The organism is Microbulbifer mixtoriginis (SeqCode) (assembly GCF_052466695.1).
In genome coordinates this window covers 3,592,565-3,613,899 of sequence record NZ_CP174285.1, presented here as the reverse complement: position 1 = coordinate 3,613,899, position 21,335 = coordinate 3,592,565, and the positions used below count along the sequence as shown (strand labels likewise).

The 21,335-nt window shown below is 50.7% G+C and carries 19 protein-coding genes; 5 read left to right on the top strand and 14 right to left on the bottom strand.

Translation table 11 applies throughout. The annotated features are described in order from the left end of the window. Positions 1 to 154: 154 nt before the first annotated feature. The 4 genes from ACJJI0_RS15705 to ACJJI0_RS15690 all read right to left on the bottom strand — a co-directional run bounded on the left by ACJJI0_RS15705 (position 155) and on the right by ACJJI0_RS15690 (position 3,546). The gene (locus tag ACJJI0_RS15705) at positions 155 to 619 is read right to left on the bottom strand and encodes an ecotin family protein (protein WP_444883309.1); all 465 of its coding nucleotides are present in this window, start codon (positions 617 to 619) and stop codon (positions 155 to 157) included. 45 nt (positions 620 to 664) lie between these two features. Continuing rightward, complete coding sequence (locus ACJJI0_RS15700) at positions 665 to 1,858, bottom strand: c-type cytochrome (protein WP_444883308.1); 1,194 nt, start codon at positions 1,856 to 1,858, stop codon at positions 665 to 667. Positions 1,859 to 1,970: 112 nt separating this feature from the next. Beyond that, complete coding sequence (locus ACJJI0_RS15695) at positions 1,971 to 2,657, bottom strand: thiol:disulfide interchange protein DsbA/DsbL (protein WP_252084024.1); 687 nt, start codon at positions 2,655 to 2,657, stop codon at positions 1,971 to 1,973. Positions 2,658 to 2,886: 229 nt separating this feature from the next. Beyond that, the gene (locus tag ACJJI0_RS15690; protein ID WP_444883307.1) at positions 2,887 to 3,546 is read right to left on the bottom strand and encodes a c-type cytochrome; all 660 of its coding nucleotides are present in this window, start codon (positions 3,544 to 3,546) and stop codon (positions 2,887 to 2,889) included. A gap of 124 nt (positions 3,547 to 3,670) precedes the next feature. Between ACJJI0_RS15690 and yihA the strand changes: the two genes are divergently transcribed. After that, complete coding sequence (gene yihA, locus ACJJI0_RS15685) at positions 3,671 to 4,339, top strand: ribosome biogenesis GTP-binding protein YihA/YsxC (RefSeq protein ID WP_252084022.1); 669 nt, start codon at positions 3,671 to 3,673, stop codon at positions 4,337 to 4,339. A 341-nt stretch (positions 4,340 to 4,680) separates the two neighbouring features. Here yihA and ACJJI0_RS15680 read toward each other — a convergent pair whose 3' ends face one another. The 4 genes from ACJJI0_RS15680 to polA all read right to left on the bottom strand — a co-directional run bounded on the left by ACJJI0_RS15680 (position 4,681) and on the right by polA (position 10,644). Further along, entirely contained in the window at positions 4,681 to 5,142 is a 462-nt protein-coding gene (locus ACJJI0_RS15680; RefSeq protein WP_444883306.1) for a hypothetical protein, read from the bottom strand. A 693-nt stretch (positions 5,143 to 5,835) separates the two neighbouring features. Beyond that, positions 5,836 to 6,804 carry a ribose-phosphate diphosphokinase gene (locus tag ACJJI0_RS15675; protein WP_252084020.1) on the bottom strand — a complete coding sequence of 323 codons (969 nt, stop codon included), beginning with the start codon at positions 6,802 to 6,804 and terminating at the stop codon, positions 5,836 to 5,838. Beyond that, a complete protein-coding gene (locus tag ACJJI0_RS15670) occupies positions 6,801 to 7,445 on the bottom strand; it encodes a dienelactone hydrolase family protein (RefSeq protein ID WP_444883305.1) in 645 nt (214 codons plus the stop codon). Before ACJJI0_RS15670 ends, ACJJI0_RS15675 begins: the two co-directional genes overlap by 4 nt. 460 nt (positions 7,446 to 7,905) lie before the next feature. After that, positions 7,906 to 10,644 carry a DNA polymerase I gene (gene polA, locus ACJJI0_RS15665; protein ID WP_444883304.1) on the bottom strand — a complete coding sequence of 913 codons (2,739 nt, stop codon included), beginning with the start codon at positions 10,642 to 10,644 and terminating at the stop codon, positions 7,906 to 7,908. 339 nt (positions 10,645 to 10,983) lie between these two features. Between polA and ACJJI0_RS15660 the strand changes: the two genes are divergently transcribed. Next, on the top strand, positions 10,984 to 11,280 hold the full coding sequence (locus ACJJI0_RS15660; protein WP_444883303.1) for a hypothetical protein: 297 nt from the start codon (positions 10,984 to 10,986) through the stop codon (positions 11,278 to 11,280). 102 nt (positions 11,281 to 11,382) lie between these two features. On the opposite strand, the gene ACJJI0_RS15655 is transcribed toward ACJJI0_RS15660, so the two are convergent. Beyond that, on the bottom strand, positions 11,383 to 12,276 hold the full coding sequence (locus ACJJI0_RS15655; RefSeq protein WP_444883302.1) for a metal ABC transporter substrate-binding protein: 894 nt from the start codon (positions 12,274 to 12,276) through the stop codon (positions 11,383 to 11,385). 144 nt (positions 12,277 to 12,420) lie between these two features. On the opposite strand from ACJJI0_RS15655, the gene znuC reads away from it, so the two are divergent. The 3 genes from znuC (at position 12,421) to ACJJI0_RS15640 (ending at position 16,881) form a co-directional block, all read left to right on the top strand. Further along, entirely contained in the window at positions 12,421 to 13,206 is a 786-nt protein-coding gene (znuC, locus tag ACJJI0_RS15650; RefSeq protein ID WP_444885940.1) for a zinc ABC transporter ATP-binding protein ZnuC, read from the top strand. Then, complete coding sequence (gene znuB / locus ACJJI0_RS15645; RefSeq protein WP_252084015.1) at positions 13,207 to 14,016, top strand: zinc ABC transporter permease subunit ZnuB; 810 nt, start codon at positions 13,207 to 13,209, stop codon at positions 14,014 to 14,016. It abuts the gene before it with no gap. Between the two features lie 231 nt (positions 14,017 to 14,247). Continuing rightward, positions 14,248 to 16,881 (top strand): TonB-dependent receptor, encoded by a 2,634-nt coding sequence (locus ACJJI0_RS15640; protein ID WP_444883301.1) that lies wholly within the window; start codon positions 14,248 to 14,250, stop codon positions 16,879 to 16,881. A gap of 396 nt (positions 16,882 to 17,277) precedes the next feature. Here the strand turns inward: ACJJI0_RS15640 and ACJJI0_RS15635 are convergent, their stop codons facing one another. From ACJJI0_RS15635 to cyoE, 5 genes are all read right to left on the bottom strand, one after another. Further along, a complete protein-coding gene (locus tag ACJJI0_RS15635; protein WP_444883300.1) occupies positions 17,278 to 17,499 on the bottom strand; it encodes a hypothetical protein in 222 nt (73 codons plus the stop codon). Positions 17,500 to 17,597: 98 nt separating this feature from the next. Further along, complete coding sequence (locus tag ACJJI0_RS15630; protein WP_444883299.1) at positions 17,598 to 18,794, bottom strand: dipeptidase; 1,197 nt, start codon at positions 18,792 to 18,794, stop codon at positions 17,598 to 17,600. A gap of 110 nt (positions 18,795 to 18,904) precedes the next feature. Continuing rightward, positions 18,905 to 19,684, bottom strand: a complete 780-nt coding sequence (locus tag ACJJI0_RS15625; RefSeq protein ID WP_444883298.1) for a CPBP family intramembrane glutamic endopeptidase — start codon at positions 19,682 to 19,684, stop codon at positions 18,905 to 18,907. Positions 19,685 to 19,751: 67 nt separating this feature from the next. Further along, complete coding sequence (locus ACJJI0_RS15620) at positions 19,752 to 20,435, bottom strand: SCO family protein (RefSeq protein ID WP_444883297.1); 684 nt, start codon at positions 20,433 to 20,435, stop codon at positions 19,752 to 19,754. Between the two features lie 3 nt (positions 20,436 to 20,438). Next, positions 20,439 to 21,332: a heme o synthase gene (cyoE, locus tag ACJJI0_RS15615; protein ID WP_444883296.1), complete on the bottom strand. Its 894-nt coding sequence runs from the start codon at positions 21,330 to 21,332 to the stop codon at positions 20,439 to 20,441. Positions 21,333 to 21,335 lie beyond the last annotated feature (3 nt).

Sequence of the window (21,335 nt, the reverse complement as noted above, 5' to 3'; positions counted from 1 at the left end):
AAAAATCGCACAGGCGCTATTTTTCACATCCCTTGCTTAGTAAGGCTAGACGCTAAATCCCACAGTGGCATTAGAAGCATTAAAAATATTTATTGAGGCGCCACTATGGGGGAGTGGAATTAGGAAGGCAGCTAGATCGGGCTACGAGCAATCATTATTTTGAGTGAGCATCAGACAGGTTTTTATCCGCACGCCACACACGGTATTTCAATTGGACGCCCTCCGGCAGATACACCACCAGGGGCTGGCTACTTGAATAAGGCAGTATCAGACCGTTACCGCGCACGCGGATAAAACGGCGCGATTCGGAGTCGGACCCGCAAACTTTACTTGTACCTTTGGAGGGCTTTGGTTCTGCCAGCACATAATAGGGGTAACCCCAACCCGGAAGAACCTGGCGCTGTAAGGGCGCGCTATAACTGCGCAGGTTGCAATCAGCCAGTGCATTCTTGCCTGGCACTAACTCAACCATAAAGCGGCTCTCATCGACCACCTTGGGCAACTCAATAACATGGCGCCGCTTACCCTCAACTTCTACGGGAAAGGCATCTAGCGGTTCGGCCGCCTGAAGCGGCACCACACAACAGAGAATAAGAGCGGAGAATAAGGATCTTGCCACGGCGACTTCCTCACGGCTGATCAGCTGATTTGGCGCACAAACCCTTTAAAGTCTAGACCGCTTTCTCCAGCGCAATCCCCACCAAAGTGACACCCCCAGCGCCAGTGCCAATGCGAAGAGCAATGCCGCCCATAAATAGCTGATGTGCCCCCCCGGCATTGGTTCCAGGCGTGCTCTGGCTCTTCCCAACAAGGTGCCTAAATTTTGAATTGAAGCGATCACATCAGTATTGGGCGCGTTTGAGAGCACTTCTCGGCGCAATATTTGCCATTGGGCTTGTAACTTGCTGTACAAAACCCGGTCGCTCATTTCAATGGATTGCTGTAACGGCTTATAGCCCTCTCGATAGGCGAGCATCAATTTGTGATAAGCACCGGCATTGTCACCGCCTCGATAAGCGGTTTCCGCCAGGCTCAATAACCCCTCTGCGCGAGTAAGGGGGTGTTCGAGGGAGCGGATCAGGTGCGGGTGGCCCCGCCACCACAATAAGGCACTCCTGGCATCAGTGGGCAATTCAACCGGTCGGGTTACCGCCATACCCGGCAGACTGATCAGCGCTGGATAGCGCTCGGCAAGATCGGCGGAGGGTGGCAGCTGATTTTTTACGGCCAAAGCAGCCACCGTTACCGCGAGAGCCCAGCGCTGGCGACTATTTAAGTCGCCATCAACCCGCTCGCTATGCACGCTATCCACGTTAGGGTCGAGAGTATTGTAGAGGTCATAAAGACTGAAACTCGCCATCCGCCTAGCATCGCGCAGATCAGGCAGGGCTCCATCACCCTGGCCCCATCTACCGTGGCAGCTGGCGCAGCGCTGTTGGAAAAGGGGAGCAGCCAAGCTGGCTGAAGGCAGTGAGTGGGCTGGTGAACGCTGCATTTGATAGAGAGCCGCCAATCGGTCGGCTATCTCATTGGCGCGTCTTCGCACTTTTTCAGCATTCTCCCGTCGGCTCAAAGCCTTCTGTAACCCTGCCATGCTGTTTTCCAGGGCTGAACGGCCCGGTTTATCTGGCAACTTCCGCACCAGATCCAGCGCCTCGGCAGCATGGTCTTGCTGGAGTTGATAGAGACCTGTATCGATGATTTGGCCTTTATCGATGGCATCCCCGTAATCCACAGCGATATAGGAAAGCAGGTTGCTCGCGCGCGCGGCAAGCTTGTCATTTTCCGCGACCTGCTGCGCCCAAAGAGATTGAACTGAGAGGGCCAGCAAGAGTAGTAAAGTCCATGAATTTCGCAAAAATGACTTCCTGTTACTGGCAGATAACGAAAGGGGTGGTAGTCGTTAATTGTGGCAAACGCCTAGATACAAAAAACCCCGCACTGGGCGGGGTTTGTTTTCAGCTGGGCTATTAGCCTCGATCGGCGCGCTCCTTGGCGATCAAGTAATCCGCTACCTGCAGCATCAATTCCTGACCATTGCTCTTGCCCTTGTAACCTGGCAGAGAGGAGCTGATACGGTACTTACCAGCCACAACCACTTCAGGTGTGCCAGTCATTTTATAGGCGCGCTGATTGGCGACACCCTGCTTGACCTTGCTGTTGATGGCGAAGGAGTTCATCAGCTTGGCCGCTTTGGCACCATCGGCGCCATGCTTGTTAAATAAGGCTTCAATAGCAGCCAGGTCGGGCTTAAAGTTGCGACCTTCACGAATCGCCAGCATTTGGCGCTGGTTGTAGATGGTGTTGAACAGCGGAGTGTGCATTTTTTCCAGAACACCCATGGCATCAGCCACGTAGAACAAGCGGGCGTGAACATCCATCACTGGCTGCCAGATAGCCGGCAGCTTCACCAAGGAGACATCACTGGGCATTTTTTCTTTCCAGCGCTCCAGGGTCGGTTCGAAATGAAAGCAGTGGGCGCAGCCATACCAGAACATCTCGGTCACTTCGATTTTATTGGCGTTTTTTTGCGCTACCGCCTGTGGCAGCACTTGGTAGTGTTGGCCCGCCTTGAATTCACCGCCTTCTTGGGCGCAGGCGACTAGGCTGAACAACACAGCCAAAACCATCGTTATAGGGGCGAGAACTGCTCTCATAAGTCTTCTCCAGCTTGTACATTCGTGGTTCGAGCGCCTGATTTGGCGGCATACTGTCGGGCCACTGAGGACACAATAGACAGCGCAGATTATTTAAGTTCCCAGCGCCAGGCGCAAGGAAAGGTCGCAAAAGTGGCAACACTTTACCCAATTCCCGCCCACTTGAGCGAGCGTCGGGCACAAAAAAGGCCGGTGTGTGACCGGCCTCTCGTTACTGTGGCTAACCCTTTTAGTCGGTCAGACCAGCGATATAGTTGGCAACCGCCTTGATCTCTGCATCGGAGAGCTGCTTGGCAACGGTGCGCATGGTGCGGATCTCACCATCATTGGCACGAGTACCCGCACGGAAGGCTTTCAGCTGCGCTTCAATATACTCCGGATACTGACCGGACAGACGCGGATAACCCGCCGGAGCATTGCCCTGACCGGTGGGAGAGTGACAGCCCATGCAAGCCGGTACGCCAGTTTCTTTATTGCCTGCGCGGAACAGCTTGCGGCCAAGGATTAGGCTATCGACACTGTCACCGCTATTAAGCATCACCGGGAAGGCTGTGGAGCCAGTCAGCTGCATTGGCTGGGAGGCGAAGTAGGCGGCGATATCCTGCAGGTCTTGGTCGTTAAAGTTATCCAGCTGACCGATCATCTGCGGTATGTCGCGAGTTTTGCTCTGGATGTCTTGGAGCTGCTTGTACAGGTATTTTTCACCGAGGCCAGCGATTTTGGGGAAAGCCGGTGACAGGCTGTTGCCATCAGCACCGTGACAGGCGGCGCACTGGGCGGCCTTAGCCTTGCCCGCAGCAGCATCGCCAGAAGCCATTGCAAAAGGTACGGCCCCCAAGCCGAAAACCAAACCGAGTGCCAGAGCAGTGTTCTTGATAATGCTGTTCATACGTCGTCCCGTTGCGCGCTGAAATATGGCGTTTCGTGTCGCCCCCGATAGTCCTGCGACGCGAAAACCGCGGCATTATATACTTGCGCGCCAAGCGAGTGTACTGAATCAGCAGACTTAAACGATGCCAATTAACAAATTTGAAGCCCAACCACAGAAACTGAACTATCGTTCCATACGATTTCTCACCAGCGCCCCCACTCTGGCACAGTGTCCTGAAGACATTGGCGCCGAGGTGGCCTTTGCCGGCCGCTCCAATGCGGGCAAGTCCAGCGCCATCAATGCCCTGACCAGCAACAACAAGCTGGCGCGCACCTCTAAAACCCCCGGGCGCACCCAGCTGATCAACTTTTTCAGCCTGTCAGAAGACCAGCGCCTAGTAGACTTGCCGGGCTATGGCTACGCCAAGGTAGCCCGTGCTATGAAAGACGAGTGGCAGCGCCATCTGGCCGAGTACCTGGAGCAGCGCACCTGCCTGCGCGGCCTGGTGTTATTAATGGACATACGCCAGCCTCTCAAGGAGTTCGATCTGCATATGCTCACCTGGGCGGTAGAGGCCGGACTGCCCGTGCATATCCTGCTTACCAAGGCCGATAAAATGAAAAATGGCCCGGCCAACAACGCCCTGTTCGCCGTGGAGAAATCCCTCAAGGAGCAGGGGTTGAGTCGCGGCGTAACCCTACAGACCTTTTCTTCACTGAAAAAAACCGGCCTCGACAAGCTGGAGCGCAAGCTAAACACCTGGCTGGCGCCCCAGACCGATGCTGAAGTGCCAACCGAGACTGAAAGCTAAAGCAAACTCTGGGGGAGACGGGATCCAGTTACGCCTTGGCACGCGTTTCTGCTCAGTGAACATCTAGGCCAAAGCCACCGGTCTGCAAGCCAAAGCGATGTTCAAGGAGGTCGGGGGCTCCGAGATCACCCTGTCAGTTCCCGCCCGGCGAAATGTTCTCTCCCCCGGGCAACAGCGAACGCAGTAGCAACTCGCGCAGACGACGTCGCGCTTGGGGGGTCGCACAGTGCAGCGCCTCTGCGCAGAGGGCACGCTGTGCTAACAGATCTACCAGGGTATCCTCGCAAATAGCAACGGTGAGCAGATGCGAGGATTTTTCGACCTCTGCTGCCGTCTCCCCTTTAGTGCAACTGCAGGTTCGCCCCGCCATGGGATACGAGCTTTCCCCCGGCAAGTAAGGGTGCCGGCTCGTCGTCCCCATCCGTCGTATAGAGTGCGCTGATGCAGTCAGCGGCAAGCCGCTGTTTATCGCGATCTCCCAGTTGGCGGGCGAGAACAGAACTGGCTCCAACAAGGAGGTAGTGGTGGTGTTTTTCATCTCCCTGCTTCCGGTAAGCCGCCATTAATTGAGCGGCACATTCACTAAAACGTGTTGCAGATACGGCATAGCTGGGCCACTCGCTTGTGAGCAGCATTCCCGCCACATCAAACGCGCAACCCAGATAGGGAATCGCCTCACTATGATTTCCCTCTTCGCACAGCATCCTGCCGCGCTCCATCCAATCCAACCACGCCTGTTCCGCACGATCGTTATTCTCAATCAGCCACTGGCGGTGGTTAGCACATAGGTAACGTAAATTCACGGTAACCCCCCTGTTAGGTTTAAATTAAAGATAATGAGAAACATTATCATTTGCAAGTGCATTTGACTGAAAGAAACAAATGAAAAGACTTTTGGGGAGGTATTGAGAACAAAGCATAAAAAAAGCCGGCAGATGGGGGCTGCCGGCTAGGGGTCAGTGCCCTTGGGGTGGGGCACTTGCCAGACGCACCCAGGGGGACGGGTACGTCTGAGGGTTCCTCTACATATGCAAACACCTTACATATCGAAAGGTTAGGCTGGCTCAGATTCGTTTCCCAGCCAGTAAACACCACGATCAGAGGTGCGCGAATACTATGCCCTTTAATCACTAATTTCCGGAAATAGGTTCCAAAGACACCAATAAATCAGCGGCTAATAAGAAAGGTCCAGAGAGGCGGAAAACAAATCCTCCTGCGCGCAGACAAAAAAAACCCCGGGTTTGGGGAATTCCGGGGTTAAAAAGCTGAACGCTTTGGGGTTAGGGAGCAACAATGATCTGTTTTATTCGATAGGACATTTGCCCCGTTTGTTCCCATTGCTTAAGTAAATAAATGTAAATGCGGCTCAGGGGCGGAAAAAATAACGCGTGACAGGGATGGAACGGATTTCAAAGGAGTATTTATGCGCCAACATTGAGTAAGACAGATGTGAAGCAGAGAGTTACTTTGTCGATAAGACTAATTTGCTGAAAAAATTAAAGTGTAAGCTCACTCACCGGACCACAATCATGCAGGCGCCTAATCGCTTCCGCCATCAATGGGGCGCAGTCGAGTAGATGGAAACTCTGTGGCAAATTTAACTGGGGTAAAGAGTTGGTCACTGCCACCGCCTCCAGGGGTAGTTGTGACAAGTTTGAGAAAGCATCGCCACTAAATTGGCCGTGGCTGGCCAGTGCCAGGATACGCTGCGCCCCGCCTCCATGGGCAGCTTCCACCGCCCGGCAGAGTGTTGCACCACTGGCGATAAGATCATCCACAACCAACACAACCGCCCCCTGCACTTCCCCCACCAAGGTGCCCCCGCTGATTTTTTCTCCACTGCGATACTTCTCGACGAAAGCGCAACCTACTGGGCGCCCCAGACGCTCGCTCAGCGCCTCGCGCAAGGCCTCCGCGCGCTTTATCCCGCCCTCATCCGGCGATAAAACCGATAGTGGTCGCGGCTCCGCCAACAGCTGACTCAGCGCAAACTCCAGTAACAGCGATTCCGACAGCAAATGTAAGGTGCGGCAGCGAAAAGCATTCTCGAACGCAGCCAGGTTGTGGGCATCGAGAGTCACGACCACCTGAGTCCCCACGGCCTCAAACAAACTGGCCAGATAGCGAGTCGGCAGTGGATCGTGTAATTTGGTGCGCCGGTCTTTGCGTCCGTAGCAAAGGTAGGGCATTACTGCGGTAATACGTGCCGCCCCGGCATCGCGCAGGGCGCCAATGAAGAACAAACAACGCAGCAGTTTTTCATCGACACTACTGCAATGGTCCCTGTATAGGGATTGCACCAGGAAGACATCCGCCCCCTCGACATCATCCAATGGGCGCACTTTATGCTCACCATCGGCAAAGCATCGCTCTTCGTGGCGAGCTAATGGTTCACCCAGGGCTGCAGCCACACGACCAGCAAAATCGGCGCCGGCATCCAGGCTAAATAGTTTCAGTCTACTCATAGTAAACTCGCACGAAACCAGCGCTCGGTCATGCGCACTACTTCATCCATGGCACCGGGTTCCTCAAATAAATGACCGGCGTGGGGTATCAAGTGCAAGCGGGGCTCATTGACCATATGATTTAGGGCCTCTTTATTCAATTCCAGCACCTGCTTGTCATCACCGCCTACCAACAACAGCGTGGGTGCCTTAACCAGGGGTAGATCGGAACCGGCCAGGTCCGGTCTGCCGCCCCGTGAAACCACCGCACCCACCAGGGACGGACGCTCGGCGGCGGCAATCAACGCTGCCGCAGCCCCAGTGCTGGCGCCGAATAGTCCGATGTGCAGAGTCCGGGTAGTTTCCCCATGTGCGGCCCAATCGATCACTTCCACCAGGCGCCGGGCACTCAGGTCGATATCAAAGCGGTATTCGCTGGTAGCCTCATCTGCACGGGTTTCCTCTTTGCTGAGCAGATCAAATAAAAGTGTGGCAAATCCATCATCGTTCAGACGTCGAGCCACGGCGATATTGCGCGGACTGTTGCGGTTACTGCCACTGCCATGGGCAAAGATCACCAGCGCACGCGCTTCCTGGGGCAGCGTGAGAGAAGCCTGTAGAGTTTTGTGCTCCGCTGCCAACGCTATAGTTTTGTTCTGCATTGATGGCCCTCTCGGTAACCAGGGGACAGGGGCAGTTAATAATCCTAGCCGCCCAGACGTTATGGCAAACGAATGAAATCTTTGTAGTGCTCAGACTAGACCAGATGAACGCCAGCGGGCCTGCGGGAATTACTTGTGTCGCTTAATCCATGAAAAAGCGAGAGCTGTAGAAGGGTTTATTTTGAAGGCAAAAAAATGCCCCGGACTTGGGGGAGTTCCGGGGCAAACATCTGACTTCCTTGGGGGATGATGACGCATTCCAACGATCTTGCCTTTTTAGAGGGGATGTCGCCGGAACAGTTCCACGATTTCGCGCAAAGAATGCAAAAACGCCGACTAAAACACACTTATTGGCACTTTTTTCATCAAAAAGACGCCTATTAAGCCATCTTGTACCGGCGTATCTCATTGAACTGGCTCTTTTACTTAATGGATGAACCAGTCGCTTAAATTGAGAAACTCAATGCGCTTCATCCCAGCTCTTGCCGCGCCCCAGATCCACAATCAAAGGAACATGCAATTGGGCAGCGCCCTGCATAATCTCCTGTACACCACTGGCCACCGTCTCAACCTCATCCTTAGGCACTTCGAGTACCAGTTCATCGTGTACCTGCATAATCAGTTTTGTCGACAGCTGCTGCTCTTTCAGCCAGGCATCCACGGCTATCATGGCGCGCTTGATAATATCTGCGGCGGTGCCCTGCATTGGCGCGTTGATCGCGGTACGTTCGGCCGCCTGGCGTTGCATGCCGTTGCGCGAGTTGATCTCCGGCAGATACAAGCGGCGACCAAACAGGGTCTCTACGTAGCCCTTTTCCGCCGCCTGCTTGCGGGTATCCTCCATATAGCGCAACACACCGGGATAGCGTTCGAAATAGCGGTCGATATAAGTCTGCGCATCGGCGCGTGGGATATCCAATTGCTTGGCCAAGCCAAACGCTGACATACCGTAGATCAGGCCAAAGTTGATGGCTTTGGCACGGCGGCGCTGTTCATCACTGACAGCATCCAGCGCCACTTCAAAGACCTCTGCAGCAGTGGCGCGGTGAATGTCGGCTCCGTGGGCGAAGGCATCCACTAAACCCTTGTCCCCAGACAGGTGCGCCATGATGCGCAGCTCAATTTGTGAATAGTCCGCTGCAATAATTTCACTACCGCCATTAATGCGCGGGTCCGCAGTAAAGGCACGGCGGATACGACGCCCTTCCTCAGTGCGGATGGGAATGTTCTGTAAGTTGGGGTCACTGGAGGACAGCCGACCGGTAGCCGCCACCGCCTGGTGGTAAGAGGTATGCACCCGTCCGCTGCTGGGGTCGATCATTTTCGGCAGCTTGTCGGTATAGGTATTCTTCAATTTGGCCAGACCGCGATACTGCATAATCAGCGCGGGCAGCTCGTGATTGTGGGCCAGTTCCTGCAGTACCGCTTCCGCAGTGGATGGCGCCCCCTTGGGCGTTTTCTTGATCACCGGGATCTGCAGTTTCTCAAACAGAATGACTCCCAGCTGCTTGGTGGAACCCAGGTTGAATTCCTCACCGGCCACCTCGTAAGCCTTTTGCTCCAACGCGCGCATCTTCTGCTCGAGTTCGGCACTCTGCTCGGCGAGCATTTTCGCATCTATATAGGCGCCGTTGCGCTCCATAAGTGCGAGCACCGGTAACAGTGGCATCTCGATTTCATCGAGTACCTTTTGCAGAGTCGGCTCCCTCTGTAGGCGTGCGCCCAACTCATTGTGCAGACGCAAAGTGATATCAGCATCTTCAGCAGCATAGGGACCGGCTTTATCCAGCTCGATTTGGTTGAAGGTAAGCTGTTTGGCGCCTTTACCGGCAATATCCTCGAAATGAACCGTGTGCTCTCCCAGGTATTTTAGTGCCAGGCTGTCCATATCGTGGCGGCTGCCGGTGCTGTCCAGTACATAGGACTCCAACATCGTATCCCGTGCGATACCACGCAGCTCAATGCCGTAGTTGGCCAGGATATGACTGTCGTATTTGAGGTTTTGCCCCACCTTTTTCTGCTTTTCGTCTTCCAACAGAGGTTTCAGCTTGGCGAGAATCTCATCGAAGGGCAGCTGCTCAGGTGCGCCCATATAGTCGTGGGCCAGAGGCACATAAGCGGCTCGATAGGGCTCGACTGCGAAAGACACCCCCACCAGTTTTGCCTGCATATAGTTAAGGCTGGTGGTCTCGGTATCGAAAGCAAAGATCTCAGATGCCTTGAGCTGTTCAAGCCAGGCGTCGAATTCAGTCATCTCGGTAACGATGACATAATCCCGCTCAACCGCCTCAGCCATGGCCTCTTCAGACTCTTCACTGGTCAGCTCTTCCAGCCAGCCGCGAAATTCATTTTGGGTGAACAGCTCTATCAAGGCATCGGTATTGGGATCCGCATTATGCAGATCCTGTGGGTGATAAGGCATCTCCACATCGGTCTTGATGGTGGCCAGTTTGTAGGAGAGTTCTGCCGCCTCGCGGTGTTCGGCCATTTTCTTGCCGAGAGTCTTGGCGCCGCGGAATCCCAACGGTGCAATGGCGTCCAGGTCTGCGTAGATATTTTCGAGGCTGCCGAGATTTTGCAGCAGCGCCAGCGCCGTCTTTTCCCCTACTCCGGGGACACCGGGAATATTGTCGGATTTATCCCCCATCAAGGCGAGGAAGTCGATAATCAACTCCGGCCCAACGCCAAACTTCTTCACAACCCCTTCGCTATCCATCTCCGTGTTGGACATGGTATTGACCAGAGTGACGCCGGGGCGCACCAATTGCGCCATGTCCTTATCACCGGTGGAGATAATCACTTCCTGGCCCTTACGCTGGGCTTCCAGGGCCAGGGTGCCGATCACATCGTCTGCCTCGACCCCATCTACCACCAGGCGCGGTAGCCCCATGGCATCGATAATGTCGTGGATCGGCTGAATTTGCTCGCGCAGGTCGTCCGGCATGGGAGGGCGATGGGACTTGTATTCGGCAAACATCTCATCGCGGAAGGTTTTTCCCTTCGCATCAAACACCACTACCACTGGGCTTTGCGGATGCTCCTTCAAGTGGCGGCGCAGCATGCTGATCACACCACGCACGGCGCCGGTGGGTTTGCCCTGGCTGGTGGTCAACGGCGGAAGAGCGTGAAAGGCGCGGTACAGATAAGAGGAGCCATCCACCAGGATCAGCGGGGCGGCAGGGGTGCTTTGTTTACTCATAAATCTCGGGATTCTGTTATTTGTCCTGTCGGGCGCTCGCGGCGCTGGATTGGCCGATAGGATACCCCCCTTTGCACAGTTTTTCCGCTCGCTAGCGCCAGGTAGAACATTTACCGCCACCACCGTCCCTGCGGCAAAGCCAACTCATCTCGACGCTGGGTTACTAACAATCGACGCAGCAATCTCACCAAATGCTCAGGCTTGTCTAGTCTTGCCGGTAGCGACTTTCATTAATCGCCAACTCCCCGGAAAAAAATGCCAATGGCCGCCCACAGGCGGCACGGGGCCTTTTATTTCCGCAAAAAAGTTACCCACAGATGTACAGGAAGGATTCTTATTATGAGAGGAGTGATGTACGCCGCACTGCTATTTGCCGCCTCATTTCTAGCAACGCCAGTAGCCGCGGTATCTGCCTGCCAAACGGAAAAGTCCCAGCAAACGGTCTCCGCTACAGCAGATTATCCACAGATACCAAGTCACGAACTGATGCTGGAAGAAGCCACCAAGGAACAGAGTGAAGCGTTATTTCAACGCCAGATGCGTCAACTGGAAAAGATGCAGCGCAAGGCCGAGAGAGATTCAGCGCGCGCAGAAAAACTTCTGCAATTCAAAAATAAATCCGGTAATGCCGGTTAAGCGGCTCTAATAAGGTATGGTTACAAGGTATGGCCCGCGTCTCTACTGTCGGGCCATCTTTTTTTTCCCAAGTCGACATCACATTGCCTGGGGCCCAGTCTACTACTCTGCTTCATCTACACCGCTGTCGGGTATCTCACTAAGACAGCTGCGTGCCTGTACCAACAGTGACTCGATCAAGTCGCGATAGCTGGCATCGGGCCCCAGCTGTTCGCCGAGGGGGTCCAGAGCGACATATTCCAGTCCCAAATGCTCTGCCACTTGCCGGTCCCGAGTATTTTCTGGGACTTCTCCAAACAGGCAACCTCGCCCCATCCCACTGAGGTTTAACATAGCGCGTGCACCACGACCGCTACCGCTACCGCTTCCATTGCTTAGAGCACGGGTATTCACCCCAGCGGAGCCAAAGAAATGTCCATAAGCATCATGGGTCACCACTATAGGTACATCGCGGTAGGCCCATAGGGCCCGGTCCAGCACTTTCTGAAGGCTGGCCATAGATTGGGAAAAGTCACGGGCGCGACTGCGATACAGCTCAGCCTGTTGCGGCTGCAATTGTGCCAGGCGCTCAGCGATCAGGGCCCCAGCCAATGCCGCATTGCGCGGGCGCAGCCACAGGTGGGGATCGGCTGCATTGGCCCCCTGATACTCATATTCAGTTGCGCCCAATAATTGCAATTGCCTTTCCTCGGGTAGCGAATTCACCTGCCCGGCCAGCAGCCCCTCCATCTGCGGCCCCAGCCAAATCATCAATAAGGCGCGCTCCAGACGTGCCCGCTCCGCAACACTGGGGGCGTAATGGTGGGGATCGACCCCCTGGATTAATATTTTCACCGGCAGGTTATCACCGGCAATTTCCCGTGCGATCAGTGCCAGCGGGCGCACGCTCACCACCAGCTCTGTGCGCTCAATGGGCTGAGATTTACCACAGGCCAGCAGGCTGAGGCAGAACAACATCAGGGCAGAAAAGGAGAAAACACGCGAAGAGGGAGACATCGGAGACATTTGGCGAAGAAAAACTGCGATATAATCACAACCGGCTTCACGCCGCCAGCCCAACTGGCAACAGGCTCTCTTTTTGAGTCCTCGCTTGAAAGCCACAAACATACAGTTTTTCACACCCGCCCCGGAGATTTTGTCCTGAACCCTTCCCCGCCGCTAATTACCGCCGATCGCGTCGCGCTACAACTCGCCGGCCGGCAATTACTCCGGGACATCTCCGTGGAGTTGACTCGGGGGGAGATTGTCACCCTGATCGGCCCCAATGGCGCCGGCAAGACCACCCTGCTGCGACTACTACTGGGGCTGACCAAACCCACATCTGGCACCGTCTGGCGCCAACCGGGCTTGCGAATCGGTTATATGCCCCAGCGTTTACACATAGACAACTCTATGCCCATGTCCGTGCAGCGTTTCCTACAAATAGGCCAACCGGGAATAAAGACCACTCAAGCGCAGGCCGCACTGGATAGGGTGGGTGCCGGGCAACTGTTACAAGCCAGCCTAGCAAACCTCTCTGGCGGGGAGATGCAGAGAGTACTACTCGCACGCGCCGCCTCCCGCAAACCGCAATTACTGGTGCTGGATGAGCCCACCCAGGGCGTCGATGTTGGCGGGCAGAGTGAGTTATATCAATTGATAGCCACCCTTCGCGATGAGCTGGGCTGCGGGGTGTTGCTGGTGTCGCACGATTTACATCTGGTGATGGCCGCCACCGACAGGGTGCTATGTCTCAATCAACACATCTGCTGTCACGGACACCCGGAACAGGTGAGCAAAGATCCCGCCTACCTGGCGCTCTTTGGCGATACCGTGGCTCCCTATACCCACCAGCATAACCATCAGCACAAACTGAGTGGCGATATTGCCGGAGAGTGCAACCACTCTGGTACAAAGTCGAACGGCAAAAATAGAGAGCAACAATAAGTGGTCGAATTCGGCGAATTACTGCACAGCCAATTTCTCTGGTACGCCCTGGGTGCCGGTCTGTTAGTCGCATTAGTTAGCGGCCCACTGGGCTGTTTTGCCGTCTGGCGGCGCATGGCTTACTTCGGTGACACACTGGCACACTCAGCCTTGCTCGGTGTCACCCTCGGCTTTGTACTACACATCATGCCCACCCTCGCCGTTGGCGCAACCTGCTGTTTGCTGGCAATTCTACTGGTGTACCTGCAGCGCAGGCAGAAGTTAGCCGTGGATACTCTATTGGGGATTCTCTCCCACTCGATGCTCGCTCTCGGAATCGTGACTGTCAGCCTGTTCGAAATTAAGGTGGACCTACTCTCCCTGTTACTCGGCGACTTACTCGCCGTAGGCAGCCAAGATCTGGTGCTGATGTCTGTTACTGCCGTGGGCATCCTCACTCTGCTTTATTGGCTATGGGAAAAATTATTAGCCTTCACTCTGCACGAGGAGCTGGCCTCGGTGGAAGGTGTACCGGTAGAAAGAATACGCATGGCGCTAATGCTGATGTTGGCCCTGCTAATTGCCATTGCCATGAAAGTGGTTGGCGTGTTGCTGATCACCGCCTTGCTAATTATTCCCGCTGCTGCCGCGCGCAGGCTCTCCCGCACTCCAGAGCAAATGGCGCTGCTGGCATCCCTGATCGGCTGCCTCGCCGTAGTGCTCGGCTTGCTCGCCTCTATTTTATGGGACACTCCAGCCGGGCCCTCTATTGTCCTGGCAGCGGCTGTGTTTTTTCTCTGTAGCCAACTACGTCCACTTCAAAATTACTAGCGCTCCTGTTGACAGTCTTTAAGCTCTGCCACAGCTTCTAATACACTGCCTTTAGCAGCTTTGGCGTTTATTTCATCCGGAAAAAGCGACCCACTTCACCCATTTATCCACAGGGTCTTTACCCAGCTCTGAGCTAATTGTTTCAGTTTTCCGCCATTGCTAGTGTTGCTCGACGACCAGCCAATTTGGGCCAGTCATGGACTATGACAATAAAAAAGTTGAGCAATAAACATGGAAAAATTCACTCTCCGTCGCAATGTGTTGGCCTCTGCCATTTTGGCCGCGGCCGCTTCAACAACTCCACAGGCTCTCTTCGCCGCCGAGGAAGGTGCTATTGAAGAGGTCACCGTTGTCGGCTCCCGAATCAGCCGCAACTCTGAATTTGAAAATGCTACCCCGATCCAGGTAATGGACCGCGAAAGCATCGAGAAATCCGGTTATACCAATCTGCAGCAGCTGTTTGAGAAAAACCCCGCTGCGGGTAACGGCACCTTCTCCACCCGCGGCAACAACCAGGATTCCACCGCTAACGGTGCAGCTGCGGTGAGTTTGCGCGGTATGGGGGCCGATGCCACGCTGGTATTGGTTAATGGCCGCCGTGTTGCTATCAGTTCCTTTGCCGAGGGGGTAACCACCAACTTCGTGGATATCAACAGTGTTCCGTTGGCCGCTGTTGAACGTGTGGAAGTTTTGAAGGATGGTGCCTCCGCAATTTACGGCTCCGATGCGGTAGCCGGTGTGGTCAACCTGGTACTGCGCAAAGATTTCGAAGGCACTGAAGTTTCTATGGATTACGGCAGTGCGGATGGCTATGACGAGCAGTCTTTCTCGGCTGTTTGGGGCATCAATGGGGAAAACTCCAATTTCACTGTTATTTTTGATCATCATAAAAATAGCCGCCTAGCAAGCACCGAACGTAGCGGTTTAGGTACCGCCAACCAGTCCGGTAATGGAGGCCTGGACCTTCGTTCAGCTCGCGGTTTTCCGGGAAGTTTCATCCTTCCAGGCGCCACTAAAACAGTAGAAGATCCTAACTGTCCAGAAGATCGCATAAAAGAAACCCGTAATGGCAATGTATGTGCTTACGATTACGGCCCCTGGACCCTACTTACTCCCGAAGCGGAACGCACCGGGTTAATTATGCTTGGTCATAAGCAGTTAAATGAGGAGATAGAGTTTTTCAGCGAGATCGCTGTGCAACATAATACTTCTGTAGCCCAGGGTGCCCCAACACCCCTAGATGCTGATGCAGGGCTCTATGTACTGGCCGACCACCCCAACAACCCCTTTGGCGAAGATGTCGATATCGCCTTTTACCGCACTGTAGATGCTGGGGCACGCCAATGGGATATAGAAACCGATAACCTACGTGGTGTTTTCGGCTTGCGAGGTTCTATCGCCGATTGGGATTGGGAGACATCCATTCAGCGCTCACGGAGCGAATCAGAACAAACCGGGAGTAAATCCCAAGGCTGGGTACGCACCGACCTACTGCAAGAACAGATTAATGCCGGCAATTACAACCCCTTTGGCGGCGTACAAAATCCGGACTCTGTGATTGATGCCATCACCACCAATCTGGTTCGTAAAGGTAAGTCTGATCTGACAAGCTACAATTTCTCAATCAATGGCGATTTATTTGATACCTCCAATGGCACCATTGCTATGGCTGCTGGCTTGGAATATCGTGAGGAAAAGGCCTCCGATATCCCCGACGATCAATTCCAACGTGGCCTCATTTTTGGTACTGAGTCTGTATCAGCCAGCGCCAGCCGTGATATTTCCTCGGCTTATGTCGAAGTAGCCATCCCCCTTCCCGCTAGGTTCGACCTCACACTGGCGGCCCGCTACGATGATTACAGCGACTTTGGCAGCACCACTAATCCCATGGCCAAGCTATTGTGGACTGCCACTGAGCAATTATCCTTACGCGCCTCTTGGGGTACCGGTTTTCGTGCGCCATCTCTTGCGCAGATAGGTCTTGGTGACTCACAAGAATCAAAATTTTTGACAGACTATTATGGCTGTGAAGCCAATGGTATACCTAGTGAGGATTGCACTAAGCTCGATTACACAATTATCTACTCTCAAAACCCGGACTTAGAGGCAGAGGAATCAGAGTCCTTCAATATAGGTGCCGTTTACGAGCCTATTGAGAATCTGCGTCTTTCCCTCGACTACTGGAATATCACCCAGGAAGGAAAGATCGATGACATTCCATATACCGGCATCTATAGTCTTCATTGTAACGATCAAGACAGCACCGTCTGCCGACGCAATGAACCACTTGCAGGCCAATCTTTAGGACAGCTGCAATCCCTGCTTAGTAGCTACACCAATATTGGCGAACAAGACGTATCTGGTGTCGACCTTAGCGCTGTATACAGTGGGTTGGAACTAGCCGGTGGAGAGTTAAACCTACGTTTGGACTACTCCTATTTAACTGAGTTTGAGCGTGTGGAGCTCAACTTAAACGGTGATGCACTTATGACCCATGATTTAGCAGGGAAATACGAGTACCCACAGCACCGTTGGAATGCCACAGCTGATTGGAACTTTGATACCTTCGGTATAAGTGCCTTGCTCAGCTATATCGGTGAATTTGAGGATACCCCAAATATCTATGGAAACCTTGATTATGGTGATAATGCTTATCGCACAGTGGATTCATTCCTCACTTTAGGTATACAGGCTCGATATACCGGCTTTGAAAATATGGTTTTAAGTCTCGGCGCCGACAATGTCTTCGACGAAGAGCCGCCTTTCGCAATTGGTAATCAAGATGGCGATCTTTATGGCTATGTACAATCTCAGCACGACCCTCGCGGTCGTTTTATTTACGGAAAAATGACATACACCTTCTAAAATATTTATTACTTGTTAAAAAGGGAAGCCATCGGCTTCCCTTTTTATCTTATAGATTTTCCGAAATTATTTAATAGATTTATTCTTCTTCGATCGATCTCCAACTGGCTCATAACCCGCCTTATGGAATTCATAGATAGTCAGCCCTACCCCTATTAATAGACAGATAGATACGCCAATTCCTATTATCAAAATTAATGTATCAGACATAGCTTTTATCTTCTTGCCAGAAGGGCTGATACTTTAAAGTAGATGCCAAAACTTAAAATACTGGGCACCCATAAGGCAGTAAAAATACCCTGTTCCTTATAGCCGTTAAACCATAAGTACCCAGACAAAAAAAATGAGATCAGAACAGCTAATAAAATAAAGAAATCAGATGCCTTCAACATTGATTTAACCGCCAAATTTAATCATAGTCCCAAACCCTACCGCAGCTAATAACAATCCTGATATTGTAATCATCGCGGGAATACCTATCCCTTGGACCCCAAAATATTGAATCATTGATGGAACAATATTTAGCACACCTGCCAATCCCCAAAGAAAAAATGGCATAGCAATTAAAAGACCAAACCAACCAAGAAAAAGCCGCGCTTTCCTCAGCCGATGAAACATACAAACTAATGTCTTCAAAAGACCTGTGTTCAGGTTCGACAGTAAAACTTATAAAATTGCTAAAAGCATAGCTCACCAACTTGAGGCCAATGTCTAAATCAGTGCCTTTGTGAAGTCGCATACTCTTCATTACTTTGCCAGACTCTCAGTAGATTACCCCCGAGGATCTTTTTGATGTCTTCTTCACTATAACCTCGTTCAAGTAAACCAAAGACAAGGTTTGGATATTCTGAAACGTCTTTCAGCCCAACAGGTAAACTGTCACCAACACCATCAAAATCTGAGCCTATTCCGATATGGTCAACACCAACTAAATCGCGAATATGATCAAAGTGATCAAGTACATCACTTAAATCGGCATAGACAAACATATCCTGATGTAACGTTTCCGTATATTTTTCAACTTCCGGACTATGTATATCTAAGTTATTTTCTTTAATATATTTTTCAGTCAGCCGACTAATTGAGTTATAGGAATCTCTAGATTTAGCACTAATAAATGTTGAGCCAAAATTGACCATAATCAACCCTCCCTGCTTTGCAAGCGCAGTTATCATTGCATCACTCATATTGCGCTCAAAACCTGGGGTGAAATGTCTCGCTGAGGAATGTGAGGCGATTACAGGAACTGATGAAATTTCCATTACCTGCCAAAAGGCCTCATCAGAAATATGGGACACATCAATCATAATACCTAGTGCATTCATCCCTCTCACTAGATCCTTACCAAACTCACTCAATCCTTTCCACGGCCTTGACTCATCATAGGAAGAATCCGAGATATGATTACTCTTAGAGTGGGTTAGGGTAATATAGCGAACTCCGCGGTTATAAAAATGCCTTAAATTATCTAAGCTTCCGTCAACACCTGCACCATTTTCCATGCCCAGAGGCAGTGAAATTTTACCCTGCTCAACTTGAGCTTTTAATTCTTTTAAAGATTTAGGAATCGCAAATTTTTCGGGATGCATTTCTACCAATGTCTCGACATTAGTAATCAGCTGGTCTGCATAATCCTTAGCAGTTCCATCAATTTCCTTTTCGGCAGGTATGTAGATCGACATAAAAGGAGCGTTTAAACCACCTTTGATGGCCCTATGATAATCAAAGTCTCCACCTTCTACGCTGGAACCAACATCAACATTTTCTTTCGACAACCTATATGGAACATCTATATGACCATCCACTAACATATTTTCCAGTACAAGTTTTTTCGCAAGTGCATGGTGATTTTCAACATTCCACTCATCACAAGCCGACAAGAATATCAAAATAAAAGCCAAGCATTTTTTCATAAGAATCTCCCAATCAAATAGTAAACGTGAATAAGATCTGCGGTAAAAACTTGAACATTATCAGTACGCTTCAACGCATATCTTGGTTAGATTATTATCACTTTTCAGTTTTAAGTAGGAAGAGGATAAGGGAGTAATAACATATGAAATACATTGACCGCCCAGTGAGCCATCACACAAAGCCAAAAATTTCTACGTAAATACCAGAGAATTGCATAACAAAAAGAGGCTAAACTAAGTAGAATAATTGCTAAAGTATCTGCAGACCACCCAACATGAAGCATGGTAAAAATAACTGTGACTATTGGAACAGAAAGCCATCGCCACTCAGCAAGGGATTCTTCTAACCCTCTTTGTAACACCCAGCGAAAAAAGCCTTCCTCACTAATACATACGACTAAAAGATTGATAACTGCTGCTATTAATATTGTATTAGATATTTTTACCGAAGGACCATACAAAACCAACCCAATAGCGATTGGAATAGCAATAGTAATTATTAAAAAAAATAAATCGATAGGTCGTACGGTTTGTTTTTGACGAAGCATAAAAGCGAGCAAGCCAATAGCAACTAATGCTTTACCACTATTGAAACTTGCATATATCAAATTCCCTGCACTATCTGAGTAGGGAGTTAAAATTTGAATTCGCTCACTACCAGGAATGATATTAAAGCCGGCCAACAGCATAAGCGCAATACAAACAAAATATAAAGCCGCACGCCTCCATCCTCGGCATATTTCAAGTGTGGTTAAAGCGATCCAAGTAAGAGGTGCAAGAAAGCCAGCCCAGCCAAAAGGAATAATACATATGGATAAGATAAGTGGTGCACTCCAAGGGACTTTAGAAACATCCTTTGAGTGAACCTTGTCAAGGCTTTTCAACTGCACTTTACTTCCTTACATCTAAGCATACACATGTCAAAGAGTAATTTATGAGAATACTCCAATAAGTAAATTAACCATTAAAAGTGGCACGAATTGAACGATAGGTTAATTTCATTTTTGCCGGATCCAGTGGGGCTCTAAAGAAAGCATGGTAATGTCCAAGGGGATTTATTAATACAACTTGAGAACCATGATCCATCGTATAATCATTATTTTCTAGAATAACTTTATTAAAAGGAACATTAAGTTGACTAGCAAAACGCTTTATCTCTATGAAATTACCAGTAACACCGCGAAAATCATTATTAAAATATCGAACATAATCATGTAAAATTAGTGGTTTATCTCTGGCAGGATCAACCGAAACTAAAATAACATCGGTATCTGCACGAATATCTCCATCAAGGATTTTATAGAAACTATTGAGACTCGACAGAGTTGTAGGGCAAACATCGGGACAATGGGTAAATCCAAAGAATATGAAAGTCCATTGGCCTTTCATATTTTTTGTTTCAAATGCACTGCCTGTATCAGCGATTAACTGAAAATTATCTAAAATTCTTGCTCGCTGTAATTTCACGGCACCATTTATGCGAAGCTCAGAATCACTTAATATCCTTGGTTGACTTAATTTATGAACAAAGCCAACCAAAACTGCCACAATAAACATCAGTAAAACGGTAATCGTTATACGAACACCACGCTTTTGGCGTTGCATGAATTTAGGCTCAGCCATCTTATGAATATTAGTCATTTTTTACACCGATATTAAATAGTGGTCCAACAACATAATGCAAAATAAAGCCATCAGATAAATAATAGAATATTTAAAGGTTTCAATTCCCGCATTGGGGTCTTGACCCCGTAGCATTACCAAACTCCAATATATAAACCCAAGACCTAGAACCACCGCCCCAAGAAGATATAACCAACCTAACATTGCAGTCGCAAAAGGAAGTAAGCTAACTGCAAATAAAATAAATGTATAAAGTAAAATATGCAGATTTGTGTATGGCACACCGTGAGTAACTGGAAGCATAGGAACTTTTGCTCTGGCGTAATCCTCTTTCCTATGCACCGCTAGTGCCCAAAAGTGCGGAGGTGTCCAGGCAAATATGATCAGTACCAGTAACAGGGCATGTGGATGAATTTCATTAGTTACCGCTGTCCAGCCGAGTAGTGGCGGTGCTGCACCAGCGAGTCCACCAATGACAATATTCTGAGGTGTGGCATGCTTTAAAAACATAGTGTAAATAACAGCGTAACCAATCAGAGATATCAGTGTTAACCAAGCGGTTAATACATTCACAAATACCATTAACACTGCCATACCAAGAATACCCAGCAACAGAGAAAATAGTATGGCCTTGCGTGGCTCAACTCTTCCTCTTGCGACTGGGCGATTGCTAGTACGCGCCATTTTTGTATCAATGTAACGATCAACCAGATGATTAATCGCTGCAGCGCTACCAGCACAAAGGGCAATACCTAAATTACCCAATATTAAAATTTCTAACGGAACCATTCCTGGAACAGCTAACAACATACCAATCAGAGATGTAAGAATCATCAGCATGACTACTCTGGGTTTAGTCAGTTCATAATAATCACGCCAGTTAGTGAAGCTCAATTTAGCAGTTTGTATAGCCATAAT